The sequence below is a fragment of the Alcaligenes sp. SJTW-7 genome (assembly GCF_047716895.1).
Classification (GTDB): domain Bacteria; phylum Pseudomonadota; class Gammaproteobacteria; order Burkholderiales; family Burkholderiaceae_B; genus Alcaligenes; species Alcaligenes ammonioxydans.
In genome coordinates this window covers 3371554-3395396 of record NZ_CP136682.1, presented here as the reverse complement: position 1 = coordinate 3395396, position 23843 = coordinate 3371554, and the positions used below count along the sequence as shown (strand labels likewise).

Here is a 23843-nt window from a genome sequence, read left to right as displayed (position 1 = left end):
GTATAGGCGCAAGGTTTCAGATAAAGGTTGAATATGCGGTTTTTACACTCTGCGATGCTGTTGCGTCCGGTCAATGGCATTGTGGCTCAGATGACCTGGGAGCAGCAGGCAGCAGATCAATTGGGTTTGCCCTGGCGCACGCGGGCGTTTTCGGCGCCTGATGCCCGGATTCCTGACTCGATCCGGGTGGATTCGGGGGTGCAGGTTGATGGCCGCAGCAAGTGGCGGCTGGCCTGGGCCTGGGTGGCATTTCGCCTCAGCTATCTGCGTTGGCTGCGCGCGCAGCACGATATTGATGTATTTGTCTTGCGCCATAGCGTTCATGACCCCTTCCAGTATCTGTTTATCCGCACCTGTCCCAAGCCCGTTTATCTAGTGCATCACACGAAAGAACTTGATGAGCTGGCCGGGGGCGGGGTGTTGGGCAAATTGCGCTCTTATGCCGAGTCGGTATTGGGGCGCTGGTCAATTCGCCGCGCCGCGGGGGTGATTGGCGTGACCCCTGAGCTCAGTGCCTACGAGTCGGAACGCGCCGGACAAGCGGGAAAATATACCTACACCTACCCCAATGGGGTGATGTACACCGGCCAGGTCATGGCGGATCACCGTCAGGATCGGCCCGAGTTCTTGTTTGTGGCCAGCCATTTTTATGACTGGCACGGCTTGGATCTGGTGTTGGACGCGCTGGAGCGCAGTCAGGCAGATTTTTGTTTGCACATTGTGGGCGTTGTGTTTGAAGCGGATCTGGCTCGATGCCAGAACGATCCACGCATCGTGTTGCATGGAACCTTGAGTGCGGATGAGATTTCCGCCCTGGCGCAGCGCTGTTGGGTCGGGCTGAGCTCTTTCGCTTTGAATCGAAAAGGCATGTTGCAAGCCTGCACCTTGAAGGTGCGGGAGTATCTTATGCTCGGTTTGCCGGTGTATTCGGGGCATCAGGATGTCTTTGATCGGGATTTCCCTTTTTATTGCCAAGGGCCTGTGGACATGGCTGCGCTATTAGACTACGCACACGCTGTGCGTTTGTCAGACCGGGCGCAAGTCAGTCAGGCGGCCCAGGCTTATATTGCCAAGACTAGTTTGCTGGAGGGCTTGGCCCGGGCGCTGACCGAACAGGAAAAGGCAAGGTACTCATGAACTCGGAACCATTACGCATTGAAATTGATGCGCTTTACCGTCTGGTGGCGCAGGTCTCCTTCTTTGCTTTCTTTGCGTTTGGCCCCGTGTGGAAATTTCTGGAAACGATGTTTGGTTTTCCCAGGATCAATGTCAGCGTCCTGTATTTACTGTGCGTGGGCTTGTTGCTGACCCTTTTAGTCAGCAAGGTGGCATTCCGTGCGCGAGAGGTCAGGGGAAAGCCGCTGTTTGTCGCGGTCTCAATCTTATTGATGTGGGTGTTGCTGATCCAGGCTGTGCAGTTTTCCAGCTTGCTGCAACATGTCGATGTGTGGACCCTGTCCAGGTACTTTTCCAATACCGGGGTGGCGCCTTTGCTATTGGTGCTGCTGGGAAAATGGTATGCCGAGCAGTCCCGGGGTGTCGTTGCCACGGTGAAATTCAGCTGGGTATTTTCCAGCGTGGTTTATATCTTCAGCTACATATATATCGGGCAGGATTTTCATAAAAATATTGTGGAAGCCAGCATCTATCTGACCTTGTCCGATTGCTATGCAATTGTGGCCTTGCTGATGCTGGTCTCTGTCCGGCAGCGTAGCCACTTTGTGGTTTTGTTTGTTATCAGTTTCTGGGTTCTGTTTTTCCTTAACTCCCGCTTTTCTTTTCTGGCGTTCGTGCTGGCCTGTGTGGCGGTCATGTTTGTCAGGAACAAAGTGGCCGCCATCTTTGTGTTTTTGTTGTCGGCGCTGTTACTGGTTGCCCTGGGGCCGTGGCTTGTTGATTTGCTCGGACCGGAACACCGCATGGTCAGGCTCTTTCTTTTTGAGAACGACTCGTCCTTGTCTGGCCGTCTGGAGCTGATGCGCCAGGAGCTGGATTTTTTAAGCAGTAACTGGGTCTTGGGCCGCTACATGTACGATGTCGTGGCCACGGGGGTGACGGGAAACTATGCGCATAATTATCTCTCGTTTCTAAGTGCTTACGGGGTTGGCCCTGCGCTGGGGCTGATTGGCATTATCGTGGCTGGGCTCATGAGCGGGGTGTTTGGCGCCATACGGCAGCATCATGTTCAATCCGTGCTGGCGGTCTTGTTTTTCTGCTTGTTCGGCATCGTGGCTGCCCGCAGCTATCTGTATCCCTATATCTGGTTTGCTTTGGCGGCATTGGCTTCCTTGCCTTTGACTGCTACTCACTCTAAGGCTTCCTAATGCAGTTTTCTTTGCTTCTTTCCTTGTACAACGGTGAAAAGGCCTCCAATTTCGAGCAGGCGATGGACAGTGTCGTGAACTCCACCCGCCAACCTGATGAGGTGGTGCTGGTTCTGGATGGTCCTGTACGCCCAGAGCTGAGTGAGCTGGTGGAGCGCTATCGCACGCGCTTGCCGATGGTGCTTGTACCGCTGGAAAAGAATGTGGGCTTGGGCAAAGCGTTAAATATAGGTTTGCAGCATTGCACCCATCCCTGGGTGGCCCGTTTCGATACCGACGACATTAATGAGCCAGAGCGATTTGCACGTCAACTTGAGCAGTTGGAGCGTGATCCACAACTCGATATTATCGGCTCATCAATTGCCGAGTTTGCTGAGGACCCGCAGCAAATCCGTAGTTATCGGGCCGCTCCCGAAAGCCATGAAGAAATCATGAAGTACGGGCAGCGACGAAACCCGTTCAATCATATGACGGTGATGTACCGTAAAGAAGCGGTGCTGCGTTGCGGCAGCTATGGGAATGAGTATTTCTACGAGGATTACGCCTTGTGGGTGCGTCTTTTGCTCTCGGGGGCAAAAGGGATGAATATTCAGCAGCCCCTGGTGCGTGCCCGTACCGATTTGTCCATGTATCGGCGTCGGGGTGGATGGCGTTACGCGCGGCAGGAAATTGCCGCGCAGTATACGTTTTATTCTTTAGGTTTTATTGGTCTGGGACGCTTTTTGCTCAACTGTTTGCAACGTACCCCAGCCCGTTTGTTGCCGCCTTTCGTGCGCGAGCATATTTACCTGAAATTGCTGCGCTAAGTTGGGCTAGCGGGCGCCAAAACCGGTGAGCATGGTTTTGATGGTCAGAAAGACAATGTGCAGATCCAGATAGGTCGAGCAGTTCTTGATGTAATAGAAGTCATGCTCGATCTTGATGCGGGTGGCGTCTGCATCATCCGTATAACCTTGCCGCACTTGCGCCCAGCCCGTAATTCCTGGCTTGACCACATGGCGGTAGTTGTAAAACGGAATCTGCTCGTCGAACGCCCTGACAAAGTTGGGCTGTTCGGGGCGCGGGCCGATCAGGCTCATTTCGCCCTTGATGATATTGAGAAACTGCGGAAGCTCGTCAATACGCAGCTTGCGGATGATTTTGCCAATACGCGTGATGCGTGGGTCGTCCTCGCCCGCAAACTGCTCGGGCTGCTCGCGATCAAAGCGCATGCTGCGGAATTTATAAATGGTAAATTCCTTGTTACCCAGCCCAATGCGTTGCTGGGTATAAATAACTGGTCCAGGGCTTTCCAGTTTGATCAGCAAGGCAGTGATCAGACCAATGGGCAGCACGATCGGTAAGGACAGCAGGACGATTCCCAGGTCCATCAGCAGTTTGGTGGTCTCGTAGACTTTGGTGGGCAGCAAGGCTCCGAGGTTGTTCTCGGACATGCGGTTGATTCGCACACGCCCTGAAAGCGACTCATAAACCAGACTGGCGTCATAGACAGGAATGCGCTTGAGCGCGCATTGCGTCAGAAAACGTTCATCGTCTTTGCTCAGGTCGTTGAAGTCCGCCACCACCGCATCATATCGAACGTTCTGCAAATCCAGTGTTGTCAGCTCTCGAGCGTCAACATTGTCCAGCTCAAACAAATGATCGCTCATCCCCCCTTTGATAATCGCCAGCTTTAAGCGGCGATATTTTTGCGTGCTGAAATGCTCCAGGTAAAACCAGAGCAAGGCACAGGCACCGCTCGTGAGCAGGATAAAGCGAGACAGGTTCAGCGTTAAGAGCAGGGAGACCAGCGCAACCAGCACGTAAATGGTGATGACTTGCGGTGCAATGAACATGCTCGACTGTCCGCCCGGATAGGACGTGTTGATCTTGCGAACCACAAAGTGGCAAATGACAAAGGCGATGGAGGCCACGATCAAGGCCGTTTTCTGGCCCAGATCGGGTGTCAGCAAGCCGTTCAAGCCCCAATGCAGGGCAGTGGGCAGGGCAACGGAAACCAGCCAGCCTACAAACAGCAGGAATGGCGAAGAGAGCAGGATTTGCTCGTGTTTTTTCTGAAAGCGGCGGCTAGGTAAGGTATTCATATCCTACGGTCGTATATGGTAGTGAAAGGCTACGTGCGAGCGCGGTGGCAAACAGCAGCTTTCAATCATTTCTGATTGTGCTGACAATCAGTACAACAAACATCCCCAGGAATAGACCGAAAATAATCCCTATCAGCAAGACCAAGGGTTTGATTGGCTTGATGGGCTCATACGGTGGCTGTGCAGCCATATCGATGCGGGCTACCGAGAACTCGGGATTGCTGTTGAGGGTCTGCAGCAAGGCCTGCTGAGTCAGCAGTTTGGGCAAGCCGGCAATGTAGGCGTCCTGATCCTTGCGCTTGCTAAGCACGTCTATCTCGGCCTGTAACGATCGTGTCCCCCGCATAAAGCTGTTTTCATTGCCGGGGCTGTTGTCCAGCGTGATGACAGTTGTGCCTGGCATCGGCGCTTCCAGTTCCATGGCTTTGGCCACGGTCAAGGCGTCCTGAAGGCGCCCTATTTTCAGGTTCTGAAGGTCCTGCTCCAGCTGACGTAGCGTTGCTATCCGGTTTTCGGTGCTTTGTTTTTTTGCGCTGATCTCACTTTGCAGGTTCTTGAGCAGCTCGGCATGAGTAGCCTGTACGGCAAGTTGTGTATAGTCATTGGCCCACTGAGCCGCCAGTTTTGGATCTTTCGCTTTAATGGAAACGTTCAGGCCGCCACCCTCTGCCGTAGAGCCTGTAATACTCAAGGATTTGTCCAGACGCTTTGCAACCTGCTCGGTCTCGACTTCATCTTTGGGCGCAAAATAAGGAAGGTAGTATTGCGTCAAAAATTTATTTTTGATCGAGTCTGATTTGAGGTTGGTGTAGAAAATCCCGTAAACATGCGCGGAGTCCAGTGGACGTGGAGTGTCTTTCTCGGAAATGCCCGTGTCTATCGTATTCACGCTCTCGACGTACTCGGCCAAATCGCTTGCCTGAGGAGGCAGCACTCGCGTGGTGGCTTGGTAGGTGGGTTGTACCAACACCAAATAGCCAATGGAAAGACAGGTGCACAGCAGAGTGACTGCTAGAATTATTTTTTTTGATTTCCAAAACAGCCTAATTAGATCGCTCAGACTAATGTTTCTTGTATTGGCTTCAGGGTTCTGGCTAACAGTGTTCACGCATTCTCCGGATGATAGTCAACGTTTCGCTGAACTGAAGATCTCAACCTTCAATTCTAATCTCAATGGGTTTAAAACGTTTATTTTCGAAATTTTTTAACGAGCTTTTTTCTGAAGTAGGGGCCTTATAAAACAGTAATACCGGCTCCTTGGTCAGGCATATCAAATAAAAAACCCAATGTGTTACAAGTTGGCCGGTACAGTCAGGGCAGTGTGAGGGGGACTAACCGAGTGAATGACCCAGTGTGGGAGTGCTTGAGCAATAATGGTGTCCCATCTGCGTTAGGCGGACGTTTGGCGCTAACTTATCAGAGAAACTTAGCAAGTAAAGCCGAACTGCAATGATAGTATTTGTTGCTGGTTGTAAGTGCGTGTCTGGGTGGTTTTTGTCACTATGTCTGTTGTATTGAAGTGACAGTCTGGGTGTCCGATGTGGAACCCTGTGGACAGGATGCCGAGGCTGGTTTGCGGCAGGAAGTGTCTTGGCAGACCGCTGCCTGGGTACGCACTATAACAGTGGTCTGATGGATTTTATACAGGACTGATGCGTTCTTGGTCGTAAAAATAAGATGATGAAATATAGAAGTGACATCGATGGTCTACGCGCCCTGGCTGTGCTATCAGTCCTGATTTTTCACCTGAATTCCGATTGGCTGCCCGGTGGTTTTATTGGGGTGGACGTTTTTTTTGTGATTTCAGGGTTTCTGATTAGTCACATCATAAAAAATGAAGTCATGCAGGGGCGGTTTTCTTTCTTTGATTTTTACAAAAGAAGAATTAGAAGAATACTGCCACCGCTCTATATTGTTTTGCTGTTTTCTTTATTGGCTGGATTTTTTCTTCTTCTTCCAGAAGATTTTGATCGGCTTTTTAGTTCTGTTCTTTATTCTTCTGCTTTTTTGGCGAATCAGTTTTTTCCAAAGACGGTGGCTATTTTGATATTGCTTCCGATGAAAAGCCGTTATTGCATATTTGGTCGCTTTCCATAGAAGAGCAGTTTTATTTTATCTGGCCTCTTGTGTTCTTGCTGGCTTTCAGGTTCTTTTCCAGACGTAGCAAGGATACCCTGGATCTGTCTCTGACGGTGTTTGTGACGTGCGGGGTGGCGCTGGGGTTTGCCTATAGCCAGTATTATTTGCTGTCTACGCATGCAGGAGATTCGGTTTATTTTTTACTGCGTTTACGTTTCAGTGAGTTGCTGGTAGGCGCTTTATTTGCTTTTCTGCCGGTGTACAGCCATCGACGCGGATGTCACTTGCTTCAGCTGACCGGGATCATGCTGATAGTGGGCGGGCTGCTGATGCTGGACAAGCAGTCTGTTTTTCCTGGGCTCAATGCCCTTATTCCCTGCCTCGGGGCTGGACTCTTCATTTACGGTGGGCGCTCGGAACAGGCGACCGGTGGCTGGGTCATGTGGGTCTTTCAGAGACCCTATATGGTCGCGGTAGGTTTGATTTCCTACTCCTTGTATCTATGGCATTGGCCGATTTTGGCGTATCTGCGCTATGTTTATGGCGCTTATGTGTTGCCGCTCAGCTGGTTGCTGGTGGCAGTGCCTTGCATGTTTATTCTGGCCTATCTGTCCTACAGGCTGGTGGAGCAGCGCTGCAAACGCTGGAACGTTGGGTTCACGACGGCTTTTCTGGCTTTGTTCTTGCTCCCGGCCCTTGCTCTGGCGGGCTTGGGGCTGGGTTTGAAGGCGGTCAAGCCGTCTTTGGATCTTGATCCTGCGCTCTTGAGTTATGGCACCGATGTTTGCCATGGCACGTTTGACAAGCGCTGTTTGCGTGGCGATCCGGAGAAATCTCCGCGGATATTGGTGACAGGTGATTCTCATGCAGCGGCTTTGAATTCGTTTGTGGACGAAGTGGGACGTAAAGAGGGGTGGCAGGCGTACGTGGTAACAGGCAGCTCCTGCTCTCCGGTATTTGGTTTTAATGAGCATGTCTTGCCTGAATCCTCGCGCGAGCCCTGTAAGAATCTTAAGGAATATATAGCCACAGCCTATCGGCAGTATGAGGCCGTCATTTTCACTTCCTTCTGGTCTTATCAGTTGGGCGAAGAACCGGAGGCGGCTGACCCCGATTACCTCTCAAAGCTCGAACATACCTTACGCAGTATCGCGGCCAGCACACCGGTTTATGTATTGTCGGATGTCCCCGAGCTTGCTGTCTCTCCCATTCGCCAAGAGCTTTTTAGTCGTTTGGGCATACATATTGAACGAGCGCCAGGAAAGAAGGCGCAGGCTGCCAATGCGATCATCAAACAGATTGTGGACCGAATCCCCAATGTGTATTGGGTCGACGTCGGGGCGGTGGCGCGTCCGTTTGCCGAGCAGGGCCGGTATGCCGGACGCATGGCCTATTTCGATAACAATCATTTGAATGTCTATGGCTCCACCTCGCTGGGGCAGTTGTTTGTTCAGGAGGGGCATCACTTGCTTGCTCCCGGACGCCATTGAGTGTCGGAGGGGGAGCCTGGCAGGTATCAGAGCAGAAAGTGTAAAGAAGGCTATTTTAATGCTTTTTGGTTATTAGCAAATAAAGATGCGTCTCCCCAACAGGTTTAAGCTTCAGTTTTAGCCTGTTCTACGAGATCTTTATGTTTTCCCGTTATGTAGCCTCTGGTCTTCTTGCTCTTTCTGTCTCTTTCGGCGCCCAGGCTGCTGAGCAAACGCTGGAGATCGGCTATCTGCCCATCATGCCTGCCGCTCAATTGTTCGTTGCCTTAGGATCTGGCGACTTACTGCCAGAAGGGCAGCCTGAGCCCAAATTGGTGCAGTTTCAAAGCGGACCCGCATTGACCCAGGCCCTGATTGCGGGACAGTTGGATGTCGCTTACGTAGGTATTGGTCCGGCTTTGGTCGCCAGAGCCAAAGAGGCCGACGTCAAGGTTCTGGCCTCGAATATCGTGGAGCAGGTCAGTGTGGTGGCGATTGGGGATTTGTCTGCTTATCTGGATGCCGACAAACCGGATTTTGCCGCCGCCGTTGCCCGGTTTACGCAGGAAAAGGGCCGTAAGCCCAAGGTTGCTAGCTACCCTAAAGGCGCTGTTCCCGAGGCGGCCTTGCAGTATTGGCTGCGCAATATGCTGAAAGTTGATCCGGATGTGGTCGAGGTCATCTACCAGGGCGAGGCTCAGATTCAGCAGGCTTTGAGCAATCATGCGGTGGACGCCGCTGCCATTTTGGAGCCTACGGTCAGTCAGATTTTGCAGCGTCAGCCTGATGCCAAAATTGTGGCGCACGGTGGTGAACTGTTCCCCAATGAGCCTGGTTCGGTGCTGCTGGTGCGCGAAGGTCTGATCGAATCCCGGCCTGAGCTGGTTCAGCATCTGGTCAATGCCCATTTGCGTGCCACAGCCATGCTGCGCGATGAGCCTGCCAAGGCCACCCCGTATGTGCAGAAGTATGTGGGCGGTGGACGTTTGCCTAAAGAGATCGTTCAAGCAGCCATCGAACGCTCGCGTGATCAGTTTCAGCCTGACCCCCGCAAGATTATTGACGGCACGGCTCAACTGCAGGATTTCCAGGTGTCCTTGGGCACCTTGGCGACCAAGCTTGACGATGTACAAAGCTTGTTCGATATCCGTTTCTACGAAAAGGCGGCTCCCTGATGAGCGTTGCAAAAGAAGCAAGTTTGCCGCCCGCTGCTGCGCCCGCTTCTGACGGCGTCTGGCTCGATGCCTTGTGGCGTCGAGGCCTGGAGCGGATGGTTTACGGTGTAGCCGGCCTTGTGCTTTTTATTGGTGTGTGGCGTCTGGCTTATGTTTATGGCTGGGCTCCTCGCGGTACGCTGCCTGATCCCTTCAGCCTGCCATCGGCCCTGTTTCAGGAAATCGAGGCTGGCCGGCTCTGGCCCGCTGCCCAGTCCAGTCTGGTGCATTATTTCTGGGGCTTGGGCATTGGCACCATCCTGGGGATTGGGTTTGGTCTGGCTGCGGCAACCATCCATCGCTTTGACTTGTTGCAGGCCTACCTGGTGCGTCTGCTGCGTCCCATCCCGCCACTGGCCTGGGTGGTGTTTGCGATTGCCTGGTTCAAGGTTAGCCATACCGGGGCGGCTTTCGTAATCGCTATTGGCGTGTTCTGGCTGAACTACTTTGCCACGTATAGTGCTGTGCGCTCGGTAGATCCACGCTATTACGAATTGGCGGCTGCCTTCGGGCACCATTCTTATTTCTCCCGCGCCTGGACGGTAGTTTTACCTGCCATCAGCCCCGGATTGCTCAGCGGCGTGCGCGCCGGCATCGGACAGGCATGGATGACGCTGATTGCAGCCGAGCTGCTGGGTGTTCCTGGCATGGGACAGGAAATGAATGCCGCAGCCGGGGTAGGGGCTTACGATGCGGTCGTGGTCTACATGCTGATCATCTCGGTGGTTTACACCTTGTGCGACATGCTGTTTCTGACTTTTAACAAATGGGTACTTCAGTGGCAGCCTTGATTCAGTTCCAGGGATTTGGTTTTCAATACCCCGGTGCGCCGGCGCCGGTGATCCGTGATGTGAACCTGGATGTTCAGGCCGGGCATTTTGTGGCGATTGTGGGTGGCTCCGGTGTTGGCAAAAGCACCTTGTTGCGGGCTGCAGCTGGTTTGAGCCAACCTAGCTTCGGACATTTGCGCTCCAATCTGCACGATAGCCCCGGTCGGCGCGCCAATGCGTTTGTCTTTCAGGACAGCCGCCTGCTGCCCTGGCGACGCATTGCTTCAAATGTGGCGTATGGGCTGGAAGGTCTGGGGCTGTCGCGTCAGGAGCGCGAGCAGCGAGTTGAGGCGGCCTTGAATCAGGTAGGGCTGGCCCACCTGAAAGACCGTTGGCCGCATCAATTGTCGGGTGGGCAGGTGCAGCGGGTGGGTATCGCTCGTGCTCTGGCCGTACAGCCTGATTTACTGCTCATGGACGAGCCTTTTTCGGCGGTCGATGCCTTGACCCGTCAGGCTTTGCAGGATGAGCTGGTGCAGGTGTGGCAGCGTAGTTCAGCGGCCGTGTTATTTGTGACGCATGACATTGATGAAGCTGTCTTTTTGGCCGATACCATTATCGTGCTGGGAGGCAGTCCGGCAGGGGTCAGTGCTCGGATCGAGGTGGACCTGCCTCGCCCACGAGACCGCACGACGCCCCGTTTTGGCGAGTTGGTCAAACAGGTTGGGCAGGCTTTGTAGCACCGCCTGTTGTCTTGCCTTGAAAAGGCCCCGGTGTGGGGCCTTTTTTTGTCTTTCATCTGCCGTCCATGGACGATGACGTACCGGACATAAACCTCGTGTTCACGTTCATTTTGCCCGTGTGCGTTCTACACTGCTTGTTTGATGCCCACGCAGACCACAAGGAGAGATAGGATGCATCCGGTCAATACATTCAAGCAGGCTGTGCAGCAAGGCAGGCCACAGATCGGTTTGTGGCATGGCTTGGCCAGCCCGTACGTGGCGGATTTGTGTGCTGGCCTGGGGTACGACTGGATCTTGCTCGATGGCGAGCACGTTCCCAACACGGTGCAGACCTTGCTGGCGCAGTTGCAGGCGGTCGCGGCCCACCCGATCGCGCCGATTGTCCGTCCTAGCTGGAATGATCCCGTGCAGATCAAGATGCTGCTGGACATAGGGGCTCAGAACCTGCTGATTCCCATGGTGCAGGATGCCGAGCAAGCCCGGGCGGCCGTGGCGGCGGTTCGCTATCCGCCCCATGGTATCCGGGGTGTGGGTGCTGCCTTGGCTCGCGCGGCCCGCTGGGGGGCCACGTCTGATTATCTGGAGCGGGCCAATCAGGAAATGTGCGTGCTATGCCAGGTTGAAACACGGCAAGCCCTGGAAAACCTGGATGAGATTTTGGCGGTGGAAGGCGTGGACGGGGTTTTTATTGGTCCGGCTGATCTGGCCGCCAGCATGGGCTATTTGACCGAACCAGGACATCCGGCGGTTCTGGCGGCGATTGAAGAGGCAATTGTACGTATACGTCAGGCGGGAAAGGCGCCGGGTATTTTGCAGGCGGATGTTCAGGCTGCGCATCGCTACCTGTCCTTGGGAGCCCTGTTTGTCGCCGTCGGCGTGGACGCCGTGTTGCTGCGGCAAGCCGCTACGGTGTTACTGAGTCAGTTCAAGGATGAGATTGCCGTGCCTGTTGCTCAGCCAGGGGCAGCGTACTGAGCTAAATGCCAGGGGCTTCGGACCTGCCCATGACGGGGTGGCAGTTTGACCGCCTGTCGGGCACAGATTGCTGCTGCCTCCAGAGAGCTCGTGCTCAGGTACTGCTGTCCAGCAGAAAGCTCAGCAAGGTTTCAGCGCTGGGCTGCAGATCATCGCGCCGACGTACTCCAATCAGAATTTCCCGTTGGCTCCACGTTTCGTCCAGTTCAATCATGCGTGTATTGGGGATCTGGTAAATGCTGGCGCTCTTGCGTGGCAAGATGCCAATCCCCATTCCGGCGTTGATCAACAGGCACATGGCGTCGTAGCCCGATACTTCGGTACGAATGCGCACGGAGCGGTTGGCCTCCATGGCGGTTTTGGTGATCTGGTAATGCAGCTGTGTTCCGCTTAGCAACGTGATCTGCTCATGTTCCAGAGTCTGCTCAAAACGTACTTTCTCGTGCCTGGCCAAAGGATGATGGATGGGCGCCAGTACCACCAGCTTGTCACTGCGAAACGGATAGGCCTGGATATCGGCGGCGTAAGGCAGGCGGGTAAACACTCCCAGGTCTGCTTTGCCCTCTGACAGGGCGCGAATAATGTCCAGGCTGGTTTGTTCTTCCAGTTGCAGGGCAATCGCCGGATGTTGACGCCCGAATTCGCCCAGCGGTTCAGCCAGAAATTGTGAGATGGCGGAGGTATTGGCCAGAATATGGACCAAACCTTGCAGGCCTTGTGAGAAGGCCTGCAGGCGGGTTTCGATTTCCTGCGCACTATTGAGCAGCGCCCGGGAGCGGTACAACAACTCCAGACCTGCGGCGGTTGGGCTGACCCCTTTGTTGGTGCGCAGCAGCAAGGTCGTGTTCAGAGACTGTTCCAGATCCGCGATGCGGCGGCTGACCGCGGCGGCGGCAATGTGCTCACGTTCAGCCGCCTGGCTGATCGTGCCTTCTTCCAGTATTCGGACAAATAGTTTGAGGGTCAGAAGGTCCAGTTTCATGCTGGCATCATATCGTTTTTTTCAGCATGTCTGCATAAGCTGCGGCCTTCAAGACGTTCCTTAGCGGCGGTGGTGGGCAAGCCGCGCGTTTAGGTGACCGCGTGCGCTGGAGTGTTCATCCTCATGGGGGCATGCCCCTCTGTTGAAAACTGATCAGGCATAAAAAAACCCTGCCGATGTAAGGTCGACAGGGTTGTGCGTCACCAGGCTGGCTGGATCAGGCTTGTGGCTTGACGCCTGACAGGATGTGGCCTGCGTTGGGAACGCGGGTTTCCAGACCCAGTGTCTTGAGCATCTGGTACACGGTACACACTGCGGCGGACAGAACGGGTTTGCCGATCTGGTCCTGGGCACGCTGAATGGCAGGCAGGGAAGGCATCTGCACGCAAGCGGACAGGATGACGGCGTCCACGCCGTCGTGGTTCAGACGTTTGACGTGCTCGAGCAGGTTTTCTGGATTCAGCAGACCCACTTCCAGGTTGTCCGACACTTCCAGGCTGATGGAGTCTTGAACTTCGATGCCTTCTGCTTCGATGTAGTCGGCCACGCGCTTGGTCAGCGGCTTCATGTACGGCGTGATGATGGAGACTTTCTTGTAGCCGAATTCTTTCAGGGTATCGACCAAGGCACCGGCCGAGCTCAGCACGGGAATGTCCACGCCGTTGTCTTTAACGGTGTTCTGCAGACGCTCTTGCGAGACGCGGTGGTAGCCGTCGCCTTGGGCCATGATGGCCACCAGGCAGGCGTAGGCCATCACGTTCATGCGGGCGTCGCTCAGCTCAACCGCGCAGCGGTCGCTGGCAATGTCCATGGCTTTCAGTTCTTCGGGGTTCACGTGCATCATGCGCATGCGCGACGAGTGGAACGTAAAGCGCTCTTCAGGAAACTCGGCGTAACGTGCCTGCAACATGGCAGGAATCTCGGTTTCCATCGTGGTGTTGGAGCTGGGAACGATCTGGCCGATGCGATAGGTTTTCATGGGAATCTGTCTCTGAGGGTGGTTTTTAGATTGACACCTTTATTCTAGGACCCGTTTTCTTCCTTGCAAATCAACCATCTGTCAACGTGCCATCGCCAATGGCGATGGCACGCATGCACGGGTCAGGCCTGCCCCGACTGCCAGCGCCAGGCATCATCACACATTTCCTGAATGCCTTTTTTGGCTTCCCAGCCCAAGGTTTCGCGGGCTTTTTCCGTGTCTGCCCAGCAAGCCGCGATATCTCCAGGACGACGTGGGGCCAGCGTGTAGGGAATAGGGCGCCCACAACTGCGCGCAAAGGCGGCAATCATCTCCAGAACAGAATAGCCACGCCCCGTTCCCAGGTTGACAGTCAGCAGTTCACTGTCTTTGGCTTCCAGGTACTCCAAGGCGGCGACATGGCCTTTGGCCAAGTCACAGACATGGATGTAGTCGCGCACGCCCGTGCCATCCGTCGTGTCATAGTCGTGCCCAAAAACCTGGACCTGTTCGCGTTGCCCCGTCGCAACCTGAGCGATGTAGGGCATCAGATTATTGGGAATGCCTTGAGGAGCCTCGCCGATCAGTCCCGATTCGTGGGCGCCTACCGGGTTGAAATAACGCAGCAAGCCAATACGCCAGCCCGGCTCGCTGTGGTAAAGATTGCCCATTGCCTGCTCCAGCACCAGTTTGGTGTGGCCATAGGTATTGGTGGCGGACAGCGGATGTGTCTCGGGAATGGGAAGTTGCTGGGGGTCGCCATACACGGTGGCGGAGGACGAAAACACCAGAGTTCGTACCTTGGCCTGTTGCATGGCTTGCAGCAAGCTTAGCGTGCCCGTGAGGTTGTTGTCGTAATACTTGAGGGGTTGGGCAACGGATTCGCCCACCGCTTTCAAACCGGCAAAATGGATAACGGCAGATATCGCGTTTTGCTGGAAAATAGTGTCGAGCAAGGCCCGATCCCGGATATCGCCTTCGATAAAGCCGGCCTGAGTGCCGGTGATTTTCGTGATGGCATCCAGAACACTTTTTTGGCTATTGCTCAGGTTGTCCAGAATCAGAACCTGATAACCGTGGGCAATCAGCTCGACGCAGGTATGAGAGCCGATAAAGCCGGTACCGCCAGTAACAAGAATGGTTTTGGCCATAGGTCTTTCCAGTTGAAAACAAATCGAGAACAGGGATTAGTCGATGCGCTTTAAGGCCGTTTTATAGTGGCCGCCACGCTCAGCGTAAACGCGGGCGTTCTGACGCAGCTTGGCAATGTCTTCATCGCTGAGGGTGCGCACCGCTTTGGCGGGCGAGCCAATGATCAGGCTGCGTTCAGGGAAGACTTTGCCTTCAGTGACCAGCGCGCCGGCACCCACCAGACTATCGCGACCGATGACGGCCCCGTTCAAGACCACAGCCTGAATGCCGATCAAGGCGCCTTCACCGATCGTGCAGCCGTGCAGCATGGCCTGGTGGCCGATGGTGACATGGTCGCCAATGGTCAGCGGGTAGCCCGGATCGGTGTGCAGGACGGCACCTTCTTGGACGTTGGAGCCTGCTCCTACGGTGATGGTTTCGTTATCGCCACGAATGACCGCACCTGGCCAGACACTGCTGTGCTCTTTCAGTACGACCTTGCCAATCAGTGTTGCCTCGGCGGCAACAAAGCTGCTGTCGTCAATTTGCGGGGCATGTTGATCTAATTGGTAGACGGGCATGACAGATCCTTGGAATGGTGCCCGGCTGCCCATGTCCGGTGTTGGGGCGGGGACAGTTGGGCAAGAGTACGGGACGGTTAAGGGCAGCTTGATGTATAGCGCCCGTGTCATCAGAGTGACACGGGCCTGCTTGAGCCATCGGGGCTGGTCAGCGCTTAAACCTGTTCGCCAAACAAGTCATATTCACTGGAGTCGGTAATGCGCACGCGCACCATTTGACCGGGTTCCAGGGTTTGTGCGCTGGTGATGAAAACGTTGCCGTCGATCTCGGGGGCGTCGGCGCTGGAGCGGCCTACGGCGTCGCCGTCCTCGTCGATCTCATCGATCAGTACATCCATCTCGCGGCCTACCTTGGCAGCCAGGCGAGCGGTGGAGATGGCTTGCTGATGTTCCATGAAGCGTTCCCAGCGCTCTTGTTTGACCTCGTCAGGGACGATGCCATCGAGTTTGTTGGCCGGTGCGCCTTCGACGGGCGAATACTGGAAACAGCCCACGCGATCCAGTTGCGCCTCGCTCATCCAGTCCAGCATGTACTGGAAGTCGTCCTCTGTTTCGCCGGGGAAACCAACGATGAAGGTCGAGCGTATGGTCAGATCCGGGCAGTCCTGGCGCCACTGCTTGATACGCGAGAGGGTGCGGTCCTCAAATGCAGGGCGTTTCATCGCGCGCAGCACCGAGGGGCTGGCGTGCTGGAAAGGGATGTCCAGGTAGGGCAGCACCTTGCCTTCGGCCATCAGGGGAATGATGTTGTCTACGTGTGGATAGGGATAGACGTAGTGCAGACGCACCCAGGCGCCCAGCTCGGACAGGGCAGCGCTTAGTTCCACCATGCTGCTCTTGACCGGGCGGCCATTCCAAAAGCCGGTACGCTGGCGGATATCCACCCCGTAGGCGCTGGTATCTTGGGAGATGACCAGCAGTTCTTTGACGCCGGCTTTGACCAGACGCTCGGCCTCGCCCAGTACCTCGCCTACCGGGCGGCTGACGAGCTTGCCACGCATGGAAGGGATAATACAGAAGCTGCAACTGTGGTTGCAGCCTTCGGAAATTTTCAGATAGGCGTAATGACGTGGGGTCAGCTTGATGCCCTGCGGAGGCACCAGATCAATATAAGGATTGTGATCCAGCGAAGGCGGGGCGGCCTCACGCACGGCGCGCAATACCTGCTCATACTGCTGGGGGCCGCTGACTGATAGCACGGAGGGATGGACCTCGCGAATCAGTCCTTCGTCCACACCCATGCAGCCGGTGACGATGACGCGGCCGTTCTCCGCCAGTGCCTCGCCGATCGCTTCCAGCGATTCGGCCTTGGCGCTGTCGATAAAGCCACAGGTATTGACCACCACCACGTCAGCATTGTCGTAGCTGGGGGTGATCTGATAGCCATCGGTGCGCAGTTGAGTAAGAATACGTTCAGAATCGACCAGGGCCTTGGGACAACCCAGGCTCACGAATCCGACTTTGGGGGCGCTCATAGAGGGTCCTTCTGGAGCTTGAGGGCTCGAAATTGGGAAATAGGCTTGATTTTACCGTCCCGTGCCCCGATGCGTGCGGATCTTGTGTGTTTGAGCCCGGTTTATGCGGTAAATAGTGCTACAGTCGCAGTCATATTTTTCTTTTCTAGCGGTTGTTCTGTGTCCGACACCCATCTTTCCCCCTCCTTGCCCCTGTCCGAAGTCATGCTGCTGAGCGCGCGCAATATTGAAGGCGTGCTGGCCGGCAAATCCCTGACTGAAAGCCTGGCCGCGACGCCCGCCGCGGCGCGTGCGGCCGTGCAGTCTGTCAGCTTTCATGTCCTGCGCCGTTTGGGCCACGCTCGTCAGATTCGTATCACGCTGGTGCCGCGCCAGCCCAGCAATAGCTGGCTGGATGCCCTGCTGATGGTGTCGCTGGCCTTGCTGGATACGGCCATGCGGGTGCAGGAGGATGCCCAGGCGTTTGAGGATCGCCCGGATGTGCCAGTGTATGCCGTCCATACCGTGGTGGATCAGGCGGTGCGAGCGGCAGACAGTCAGGCTGCGCTGCGTCTGTCCAAGGGTTTGGTCAATGGCGTGCTGCGCCGCTTCACGCGCGAGCGCAAGATGATCTTGTCTCAGGTCGAGAGCCGTCCCGAGGCACGCTGGAATCACCCCGGCTGGTGGGTCAAGGAATTGCGTCGCGCGTATCCGCGTGATTGGGAAGCCTTGCTGCAAGCGGCCAACCGCCCCGGTCCATTGACGCTGCGTGTTAATCAGCGCCGTTGTTCGGTAGAGCGTTTGCAGGCGGTGCTAACTGAAGCCGGGATTGCGTCGAGCAGTCCTGGAGTTGGCGCGGTGACTTTGGATAAGGCCATGCCGGTTCAGGCGATTCCCGGTTTTGATCTGGGCTGGTGGTCGGTGCAGGACTGGTCCGCCCAGCAGGCCGGTTTGCTCTTGCCGGTCAAGGATGGCATGCGGGTGCTGGATGCCTGCGCGGCTCCGGGTGGCAAGACGGCGCATTTGCTGGAGCAGGCCGATGTTTCCTTGTTGGCCCTGGACTCGGACGGCGAGCGGCTGGAGCGAGTGGGGCATAACCTGCGTCGTCTGGGTTTGGCCAGCGACAAGGTTCAATTGAAACGGGGTGATGCGGCGCGTCCGGCCCAATGGTGGGATGGTCAGCCCTTTGATGCGATTTTGGCCGATGTACCTTGTACGGCATCGGGCATTGTGCGTCGTCACCCGGATATTCGCTGGTTGCGCCGCGAGTCGGACATTGCCGATACCGCCCGTCTGCAAAGCTCTATACTGGATGCCTTGTGGTCCACGTTGCGAGCAGGTGGACATTTGTTGTATTCGACCTGCTCGATTTTTCCGGCCGAAGGTCAGCAACAGGTCGAGGCGTTTTTGGCCCGTCATCCCGAGGCGCAGCTTTTGGACTCTCCTGGCCAGATTTTGCCCGGCGTTGCAGGACGATCTCTGGCAGATGGCGACGGTTTTTTCTATGCCTTATTTACGCGCCCGGTTTGACTTGTCACAATTAGGGCTCTGACTTTGTCCTTTTTGCGGTTAATCACGATGTGGCGCGTTTTCCTGTCTTTTCTGCTGATTTTCAACTGCGCGCTCAGCTCGGCCAATACGATTGTGCCGGTTGCCACGTCGGGAGAGCGGGTCGTCAAGGTCGAGCCCCATATTCGGGACGAAAAGCTGTATATCGACGCGGATATCGAGTTCGAACTCAGTCCGGAGTTGCGGACGGCTGCCGAGAAAGGGGTGCCGCTGTATTTCACGGTTGAAGTGGAGTTGGCTCAGCCCCGTTGGTATTGGTTTGATAAAAATGTTGTTAAAGAACAACAAACCTGGCGGGTTGTGTATAACGCGTTAACCCGACAGTGGCGTGTGGGAACCGGGGACCTGTCTTTGCCCGAATCCTCCATGAATGATGCACTGGCCATGCTGCGCCATATCCGTGGCTGGGCAGTTGCCTATGTGGCGGATCTGGACCGCGACCAGGAATACCAGGGTCGTGTGCGTCTGCGCCTGGATACCTCCTTGCTGGCTCGCCCCTTTCAAGTGGATGCCATCAATAGTTCTGCCTGGACATTGGCCACCCCATGGAAAACCTTTTCCTTTTCCGTCTCCGTCGACGAGCCCCAACCTTGATCCGCTGGATCTTGCGTACCGCTCTGTTTGGAGCGGGAGTCAGCGCGTTGGCGCTGTTTACGCTGCTGGTCTGGTCAACAGGCAACGCCTCGCGCTACGCACAGCAATATGATCTGTTGCTGGTGCTCAACGGCGTGCTGGCGGCCACCCTGATTTCCTGGGTGCTGATGCTGACGATTCGCCTGTTCAGGCAAATACGCAGGCGCCAGTTTGGGGCCCGCATGACGGCGCGCTTTGCTTTTTATTTCACACTGATCGGGATTATTCCGGGTGCGCTGATCTATCTGCTCTCGGTGCAGTTCATGTCGCGCTCGATCGAGTCCTGGTTCAACGTACGAGTGGATTCGGCCTTGGAGTCAGGGCTGAGTCTGGGGCGGGCGGCTCTGGATTCGCAGCTCAGCGAGCTGGAAGGCCGCGCCCAGGAAATGGTGGCGGCGCTGAACAAAGCCGATAGCGCCCAGTACAGCAGTCTGCTGATCTCATTGCGGGAAAACAGCGGTGTGACCGAAGCCATGGTGTTTTCTGGCAATGGCCGCTTGATTGCCTTTTCGTCCTCACGGTATGACACCTTGCTACCGGACATGCCCCCTTCCAGCGTGATGAATCAGTTGCGTATTTCGGGTCGTTACGCGGCGGCTGAAGTGGATGATGATGCCCCGGTGCATGACAATGGCCTGGACGAGGGGGGGGGGCCGGCAGAGTCGACCGGCTTGCGTTTGCGGGCGGTGCTGCCGCTGGCCGATCCCAACCGTTTTACAGCAAGCCTGAGCGGTACGGCGGACTCGCGTTGGCTGCAGGTGATCCAGCCTGTGCCCGACAAGATCGCCCGTAATGCCAACCAGGTCCAGCAGGGGTTTCGGGATTATCAGGAGCTGGCTTTGTCCCGTCAGGGCTTGCGCAAGCTCTACGGCATCACCTTGACACTGGCCTTGATTCTGGCGGTATTTACCGCTGTGGCTGCGGCCCTGGCCCTGTCTCGCCGTCTGACGCGCCCATTGCTGACGCTGGCTGCCGGGACGCAGGCGGTAGGGGTGGGGGATTACCGGGCCTTGCCTGAACCGCCCGCCAAGGACGAGGTCGGCCAGTTGACCCGCTCGTTCAATGCCATGACCCGGCAACTGGATGAGGCGCGCCGCATGGTCGAGAAAAATCGCTTGCAGCTGGAGCGCTCCAATATGTATCTGGAGTCAGTGCTCAGCAATCTGTCCAGCGGGGTGTTGGCCTTTGACGAAATGTTTCGCGTGACCATGTTCAACCAAGGGGCGCAACGAATCCTGCAAGTGGATTTGCGCTCCATAAAAGGTCGCCCGCTGGAGACCTTGGACGGAGCGCTGACGTTTGCATCCGTCATACGCGAAGCGTTTTCCACGCATCAGGCCATGGGGTCCGATCATCCTTATTGGCAGCAGCAGTTTGAGCTGGACATGAAAGAAGGCAATGAGGCGCGTGATACTATCGTCACCGTTTTGGCTCGGGGCACCTTGCTGCGGGTCGACGGCCAGCCCACGGGTTATCTGGTGGTGTTTGATGACATTACTGACGTGATTTCTGCCAGCCGTCTGGTGGCCTGGAGCGAAGTGGCCCGACGCCTGGCGCACGAGATCAAAAACCCCTTAACGCCTATTCAGCTGTCTGCCGAACGTCTGGCCATGAAGCTGGAATCGCAACTGGACGAGGTGCATGCGGCCATGCTGCTGCGCTACACCAATACCATCGTCAACCAGGTTGCCTCCCTGAAAAAGATGGTGGAGGATTTTCGTGAGTATGCCCGCAAGCCCGCCACTCAGATGCAGGCTTTGAATCTGAACGAGCTGATTACCGAAGTGCTGACTTTATATGGTTGGGACCCGGAAGAAGGCATGGTTCGGGACGACGGTTACAGTGTGGCGATTGACGTGGAACTGGACCCGGATTTGCCGATGGTCCTGGGGGACCCCACACAGTTGCGTCAGGTTATTCATAATCTGCTGGCCAATGCTCGGGAAGCCGCTGCCCAGGATCAATCACTTGACCAGGCGCATGTATTTGTTAAAACCATGATTGCAGGCGTAGAAGGTTCCGACTCGGCTACGACGGTCAGTTTTGTGGTCTCAGATAACGGGCCCGGTTTTGATCCGCAGATGCTGGTGCGTGTTTTTGAACCATACGTAACCACCAAGCCCACCGGCACGGGTCTGGGACTTGCTATAGTTAAGAAAATCATCGAGGAGCACGGCGGCAGAATCGATGTTTCCAATCGCCGTGAGGGGGGGGCTCGCATTTCCATCCTCTTTACCCGGCTTGCTGGCCAGCATATTCGTCTGGACTCTGGGCGGCGAGCAAACGATAATGCGTAAAAATCACGTAGGTGACGTTTTATGGCCAGAATTCTGGTAGTTGATGACGAAATCGGCATTCGGGAACTTTTGTCGGAAATTCTTTACGACGAAGGACATACCGTGCAATTGGCAGAGAATGCCGCCCAGGCTCGCGAGGCACGCTTGCGGGGCCGCCCCGATCTGGTCTTGCTGGATATCTGGATGCCAGACACAGACGGTGTCAGTCTGCTCAAAGAGTGGGCTTCCCAAGGCTTGCTGGATATGCCGGTGGTCATGATGAGCGGCCACGCCACGGTGGATACGGCGGTGGAAGCCACCCGTATCGGTGCAGTGGATTTCCTGGAAAAGCCAATCACCATGCAGCGTTTGCTCAAGACCGTTGCTTCCGGTCTGGAGCGTACCGTTGCGCCCAAGACATTGGCAGCGGCAGCTCGTCCGGTGGTGCAGGGTGGGGAGCGTCGTCCTGAGGCAGCGCCGATGGCGCCTGGCATGGCCCCTGCCATGACCGTACCCGAGGTCGAGCAGGATGAGTCCCAGTTGGGCAGCATTTCCCTGGATTTGCCCTTGCGTGAAGCGCGTGACGAGTTCGAGCGCATTTATTTTGAATATCATCTGCGCCGTGAAAATCACAGCATGACTCGCGTGTCCGAGCGTACCGGTCTGGAGCGAACCCACTTGTACCGCAAACTCAAACAGCTGGGTATCGACTCGTCGCGCAAGCGTAACCAGTCTTGAGACGGGCCGTGCCCCAATAGGGGTCGACAGGGTTTGAGTCTGTCCCGACGCTGCCAGGAGCAGCGGGCCGGGGGGGGATGGTGGGGCGGCCTGACAGGCCGCCTTGTCGTTTAGAGCGCGGCGACCTGTGCCACAGGCAGGGACTGCAACTTGGCGACGGTATCCAGACACGTGCGGGCCGCTTCCTGGCCCTTGATCACAAAGTGACGATGGAAGTAATCGTGGTGCTCCTTGCCATCATGGAAGTGGTGCGGAGTCAGCACGACTGAAAACACAGGCACATTAGTGCTGAGCTGCACTTGCATCAAGCCCTGAATGACTGCGGTGGCCACAAAGTCGTGGCGATAGATGCCACCATCTACGACCAGGCCCGCCGCTACAATCGCCGCGTATTGTCCCGATTGGGCCAGACGCTGTGCATGTAGCGGGATTTCAAAAGCACCGCCTACTTCAAAGAAGTCGATCAGGCTGCTGTCATGGCCCAAGGAGGTGACTTCGTCGATAAAGCCCTGGCGGGCCTGATCCACAATGTCCTTGTGCCAGCAAGCTTGAATAAAAGCGATGCGAGGGGCCAGACGATTGGCTGGGGTAATGCTGTTCATGTTGGTTTCCTGTTTTATGACAACAAAAACAGGGCATGCAGGAAGCAGGACAGCTCAAGCCCCCAACAGGATGGCTCCTGTACAGGGGTGAAGATATCCCGTTCTCTCTTTATCCGGACTATACCGTCGGCCCCGGAATCACACCGGGTCTGCTGTCCCTGATACAAGGTCAGGCGCTCGCGGGCTAGGCTGTGCCATTACCGCCGGTGGGGACTTGCACCCCGCCCTGAGAACATTGTTAGCCAGCTTGGCTAACCGCAAAAGTGTACCCCTAAACCATTTTTTTGTCAGAGAGGGCCCATCTGCTTGCCCATCCTTGGAACGGGCTTGGGGGTGCCGCCTATTCCTGAGGCTTGGGACGGCGGCTGATGGTGGAGATGGGTACGCTCACCTCTCCATGAGTGCTGCGGCGACTGCGGGCACGCCAGGCATGTCCGTACGCTATTTCCAGGCTCAGGTGCAGGGTTCCGTCCATGTGGCGCTGCTTTTCCAGCGCATTGAGCAGACGCTGACGCCAGGGCAAGGTGCTCAGGCTAGCCTTGCGCTGAGGGTGCGGGTTGCCGCCCAGCAGGCGCAGATCATCCAGCAGTTTCTCGGCGCTGCGGTACGTAAGGGTGACGAGTTCCTGATCCATGACAGGATCGGCAAAGCCGCTTTCCAGCAGCAGATCACCAAAGTCGTGCATGTCCACGAATTCCAGCGTTCTGGTGCCCAGGTCTGCCTGCTCCATGGCGCTGCGCAGTTCGGCAAAAGAACCGGGCCCCAGGCAGGAGAACATCACCAGCGTTTCAGGTTTGAGCAGACGATTCCATTCGGCCAGTACCCGATGGGGCTCGGGGTGCCAGTGCAGGGCCATATTCGACCAGATCAGTTCCTGGCTTTCAGCCGGTAGGCCGGTATCGGCCATATCAGCCTGAATCCAGCTGGCAGCCGGGGTAGGCTGATTGCGCAGTTTCTGCCAAAGGCTGGGTTTGGACTGGTAACGCTCGCGAGCCACGTCCAGCAACTTCGCGCTGCGATCCAGACCGGTGTATTTCATGTCCGGATAGCGTGAGCGTAACGGTTCGAGCGCGTGGCTGGCGCCACAGCCTGCATCCAGAATATGCGTGGGCTGTAACCGTACCAAGGCCAGCCGGGACAACATCCGCTGGGCGACTTCACCGTAGAGAAACTGAGCGTGATCCAGGGGAGCGCGGCGATTGAATTGCTGCTCGACGTGGGCGGAGTTGATAGGCAAAGAAGGTAACTGGGACATAATTGC

Annotated in this window: 22 protein-coding genes and 1 riboswitch; of the genes, 13 read left to right on the top strand and 9 right to left on the bottom strand. The window is 56.1% G+C overall.

Going from position 1 to position 23843, the window contains the following annotated elements:
* Positions 1-33: 33 nt before the first annotated feature.
* Genes RSQ48_RS15365 through RSQ48_RS15355 form a run of 3 tightly spaced genes read left to right on the top strand, consistent with a single transcriptional unit; the run spans position 34 to position 3130 of the window.
* Entirely contained in the window at positions 34-1137 is a 1104-nt protein-coding gene (locus tag RSQ48_RS15365) for a hypothetical protein (protein WP_415301960.1), read from the top strand.
* Positions 1134-2324: an O-antigen ligase family protein gene (locus RSQ48_RS15360; protein ID WP_415301959.1), complete on the top strand. Its 1191-nt coding sequence runs from the start codon at positions 1134-1136 to the stop codon at positions 2322-2324. Before RSQ48_RS15365 ends, RSQ48_RS15360 begins: the two co-directional genes overlap by 4 nt.
* Positions 2324-3130, top strand: coding sequence for a glycosyltransferase (locus RSQ48_RS15355; RefSeq protein ID WP_301606029.1), 807 nt, complete (start codon positions 2324-2326; stop codon positions 3128-3130). Before RSQ48_RS15360 ends, RSQ48_RS15355 begins: the two co-directional genes overlap by 1 nt.
* Positions 3131-3136: 6 nt before the next feature.
* Here the strand turns inward: RSQ48_RS15355 and RSQ48_RS15350 are convergent, their stop codons facing one another.
* Entirely contained in the window at positions 3137-4408 is a 1272-nt protein-coding gene (locus RSQ48_RS15350) for a sugar transferase (RefSeq protein ID WP_415301958.1), read from the bottom strand.
* Between the two features lie 61 nt (positions 4409-4469).
* A complete protein-coding gene (locus RSQ48_RS15345; protein WP_219235193.1) occupies positions 4470-5516 on the bottom strand; it encodes an LPS O-antigen chain length determinant protein WzzB in 1047 nt (348 codons plus the stop codon).
* 569 nt (positions 5517-6085) lie between these two features.
* On the opposite strand from RSQ48_RS15345, the gene RSQ48_RS15340 reads away from it, so the two are divergent.
* The 6 genes from RSQ48_RS15340 to hpaI all read left to right on the top strand — a co-directional run bounded on the left by RSQ48_RS15340 (position 6086) and on the right by hpaI (position 11658).
* Positions 6086-6505, top strand: coding sequence for an acyltransferase family protein (locus RSQ48_RS15340; RefSeq protein ID WP_415301957.1), 420 nt, complete (start codon positions 6086-6088; stop codon positions 6503-6505).
* Complete coding sequence (locus RSQ48_RS15335; RefSeq protein ID WP_415301956.1) at positions 6481-7977, top strand: acyltransferase family protein; 1497 nt, start codon at positions 6481-6483, stop codon at positions 7975-7977. Before RSQ48_RS15340 ends, RSQ48_RS15335 begins: the two co-directional genes overlap by 25 nt.
* A 140-nt stretch (positions 7978-8117) precedes the next feature.
* Positions 8118-9131, top strand: a complete 1014-nt coding sequence (locus tag RSQ48_RS15330) for an ABC transporter substrate-binding protein (protein WP_003802180.1) — start codon at positions 8118-8120, stop codon at positions 9129-9131.
* Complete coding sequence (locus RSQ48_RS15325; RefSeq protein ID WP_003802179.1) at positions 9131-9961, top strand: ABC transporter permease; 831 nt, start codon at positions 9131-9133, stop codon at positions 9959-9961. The genes RSQ48_RS15330 and RSQ48_RS15325 overlap by 1 nt, the downstream gene beginning before the upstream one ends.
* On the top strand, positions 9937-10680 hold the full coding sequence (locus RSQ48_RS15320) for an ABC transporter ATP-binding protein (protein ID WP_230406214.1): 744 nt from the start codon (positions 9937-9939) through the stop codon (positions 10678-10680). The genes RSQ48_RS15325 and RSQ48_RS15320 overlap by 25 nt, the downstream gene beginning before the upstream one ends.
* 174 nt (positions 10681-10854) lie before the next feature.
* A complete protein-coding gene (gene hpaI / locus RSQ48_RS15315; protein ID WP_003802177.1) occupies positions 10855-11658 on the top strand; it encodes a 4-hydroxy-2-oxoheptanedioate aldolase in 804 nt (267 codons plus the stop codon).
* A gap of 94 nt (positions 11659-11752) precedes the next feature.
* Here the strand turns inward: hpaI and RSQ48_RS15310 are convergent, their stop codons facing one another.
* The 5 genes from RSQ48_RS15310 to rimO all read right to left on the bottom strand — a co-directional run bounded on the left by RSQ48_RS15310 (position 11753) and on the right by rimO (position 16785).
* A complete protein-coding gene (locus RSQ48_RS15310; protein WP_003802176.1) occupies positions 11753-12640 on the bottom strand; it encodes a LysR substrate-binding domain-containing protein in 888 nt (295 codons plus the stop codon).
* A gap of 217 nt (positions 12641-12857) precedes the next feature.
* On the bottom strand, positions 12858-13619 hold the full coding sequence (locus RSQ48_RS15305) for an aspartate/glutamate racemase family protein (protein WP_003802175.1): 762 nt from the start codon (positions 13617-13619) through the stop codon (positions 12858-12860).
* Positions 13620-13741: 122 nt separating this feature from the next.
* The gene (gene galE / locus RSQ48_RS15300) at positions 13742-14749 is read right to left on the bottom strand and encodes a UDP-glucose 4-epimerase GalE (protein ID WP_003802174.1); all 1008 of its coding nucleotides are present in this window, start codon (positions 14747-14749) and stop codon (positions 13742-13744) included.
* 36 nt (positions 14750-14785) lie between these two features.
* Positions 14786-15310 carry a gamma carbonic anhydrase family protein gene (locus RSQ48_RS15295; RefSeq protein WP_003802172.1) on the bottom strand — a complete coding sequence of 175 codons (525 nt, stop codon included), beginning with the start codon at positions 15308-15310 and terminating at the stop codon, positions 14786-14788.
* A 155-nt stretch (positions 15311-15465) separates the two neighbouring features.
* On the bottom strand, positions 15466-16785 hold the full coding sequence (gene rimO, locus RSQ48_RS15290) for a 30S ribosomal protein S12 methylthiotransferase RimO (protein WP_415301955.1): 1320 nt from the start codon (positions 16783-16785) through the stop codon (positions 15466-15468).
* Between the two features lie 204 nt (positions 16786-16989).
* On the opposite strand from rimO, the gene rsmB reads away from it, so the two are divergent.
* The 4 genes from rsmB to RSQ48_RS15270 are packed head-to-tail and all read left to right on the top strand — an operon-like array spanning position 16990 to position 21980.
* A complete protein-coding gene (gene rsmB / locus RSQ48_RS15285; protein ID WP_051010435.1) occupies positions 16990-18294 on the top strand; it encodes a 16S rRNA (cytosine(967)-C(5))-methyltransferase RsmB in 1305 nt (434 codons plus the stop codon).
* A gap of 48 nt (positions 18295-18342) precedes the next feature.
* Positions 18343-18927, top strand: a complete 585-nt coding sequence (locus RSQ48_RS15280; RefSeq protein WP_003802169.1) for a DUF4390 domain-containing protein — start codon at positions 18343-18345, stop codon at positions 18925-18927.
* Complete coding sequence (locus tag RSQ48_RS15275; protein ID WP_415302360.1) at positions 18927-21263, top strand: ATP-binding protein; 2337 nt, start codon at positions 18927-18929, stop codon at positions 21261-21263. The genes RSQ48_RS15280 and RSQ48_RS15275 overlap by 1 nt, the downstream gene beginning before the upstream one ends.
* 21 nt (positions 21264-21284) lie before the next feature.
* Positions 21285-21980, top strand: a complete 696-nt coding sequence (locus RSQ48_RS15270) for a response regulator (RefSeq protein WP_003802167.1) — start codon at positions 21285-21287, stop codon at positions 21978-21980.
* A 110-nt stretch (positions 21981-22090) separates the two neighbouring features.
* Here the strand turns inward: RSQ48_RS15270 and RSQ48_RS15265 are convergent, their stop codons facing one another.
* Both RSQ48_RS15265 and RSQ48_RS15260 read right to left on the bottom strand, forming a co-directional pair.
* Positions 22091-22582, bottom strand: a complete 492-nt coding sequence (locus tag RSQ48_RS15265; RefSeq protein ID WP_003802166.1) for a 6,7-dimethyl-8-ribityllumazine synthase — start codon at positions 22580-22582, stop codon at positions 22091-22093.
* 96 nt (positions 22583-22678) lie between these two features.
* Positions 22679-22820: riboswitch (FMN riboswitch) on the bottom strand.
* A gap of 102 nt (positions 22821-22922) precedes the next feature.
* On the bottom strand, positions 22923-23837 hold the full coding sequence (locus RSQ48_RS15260) for a methyltransferase domain-containing protein (protein ID WP_059318214.1): 915 nt from the start codon (positions 23835-23837) through the stop codon (positions 22923-22925).
* Between the last annotated feature and the right edge of the window lie 6 nt (positions 23838-23843).

What these genes read in the sequence shown, in the direction of transcription:
- RSQ48_RS15350 (WP_415301958.1), bottom strand. Translation starts at nt 4,408, where the DNA reads ATGAATACCTTACCTAGCCGCCGCTTTCAGAAAAAACACGAGCAAATC.
- RSQ48_RS15365 (WP_415301960.1), top strand. Translation starts at nt 34, where the DNA reads ATGCGGTTTTTACACTCTGCGATGCTGTTGCGTCCGGTCAATGGCATT.
- RSQ48_RS15260 (WP_059318214.1), bottom strand. Translation starts at nt 23,837, where the DNA reads ATGTCCCAGTTACCTTCTTTGCCTATCAACTCCGCCCACGTCGAGCAG.
- RSQ48_RS15280 (WP_003802169.1), top strand. Translation starts at nt 18,343, where the DNA reads ATGTGGCGCGTTTTCCTGTCTTTTCTGCTGATTTTCAACTGCGCGCTC.
- RSQ48_RS15325 (WP_003802179.1), top strand. Translation starts at nt 9,131, where the DNA reads ATGAGCGTTGCAAAAGAAGCAAGTTTGCCGCCCGCTGCTGCGCCCGCT.
- RSQ48_RS15360 (WP_415301959.1), top strand. Translation starts at nt 1,134, where the DNA reads ATGAACTCGGAACCATTACGCATTGAAATTGATGCGCTTTACCGTCTG.
- rimO (WP_415301955.1), bottom strand. Translation starts at nt 16,785, where the DNA reads ATGAGCGCCCCCAAAGTCGGATTCGTGAGCCTGGGTTGTCCCAAGGCC.
- RSQ48_RS15265 (WP_003802166.1), bottom strand. Translation starts at nt 22,582, where the DNA reads ATGAACAGCATTACCCCAGCCAATCGTCTGGCCCCTCGCATCGCTTTT.
- RSQ48_RS15355 (WP_301606029.1), top strand. Translation starts at nt 2,324, where the DNA reads ATGCAGTTTTCTTTGCTTCTTTCCTTGTACAACGGTGAAAAGGCCTCC.
- rsmB (WP_051010435.1), top strand. Translation starts at nt 16,990, where the DNA reads ATGCTGCTGAGCGCGCGCAATATTGAAGGCGTGCTGGCCGGCAAATCC.
- RSQ48_RS15270 (WP_003802167.1), top strand. Translation starts at nt 21,285, where the DNA reads ATGGCCAGAATTCTGGTAGTTGATGACGAAATCGGCATTCGGGAACTT.
- RSQ48_RS15305 (WP_003802175.1), bottom strand. Translation starts at nt 13,619, where the DNA reads ATGAAAACCTATCGCATCGGCCAGATCGTTCCCAGCTCCAACACCACG.
- RSQ48_RS15330 (WP_003802180.1), top strand. Translation starts at nt 8,118, where the DNA reads ATGTTTTCCCGTTATGTAGCCTCTGGTCTTCTTGCTCTTTCTGTCTCT.
- RSQ48_RS15320 (WP_230406214.1), top strand. Translation starts at nt 9,937, where the DNA reads ATGGGTACTTCAGTGGCAGCCTTGATTCAGTTCCAGGGATTTGGTTTT.
- RSQ48_RS15340 (WP_415301957.1), top strand. Translation starts at nt 6,086, where the DNA reads ATGATGAAATATAGAAGTGACATCGATGGTCTACGCGCCCTGGCTGTG.
- galE (WP_003802174.1), bottom strand. Translation starts at nt 14,749, where the DNA reads ATGGCCAAAACCATTCTTGTTACTGGCGGTACCGGCTTTATCGGCTCT.
- hpaI (WP_003802177.1), top strand. Translation starts at nt 10,855, where the DNA reads ATGCATCCGGTCAATACATTCAAGCAGGCTGTGCAGCAAGGCAGGCCA.
- RSQ48_RS15310 (WP_003802176.1), bottom strand. Translation starts at nt 12,640, where the DNA reads ATGAAACTGGACCTTCTGACCCTCAAACTATTTGTCCGAATACTGGAA.
- RSQ48_RS15295 (WP_003802172.1), bottom strand. Translation starts at nt 15,310, where the DNA reads ATGCCCGTCTACCAATTAGATCAACATGCCCCGCAAATTGACGACAGC.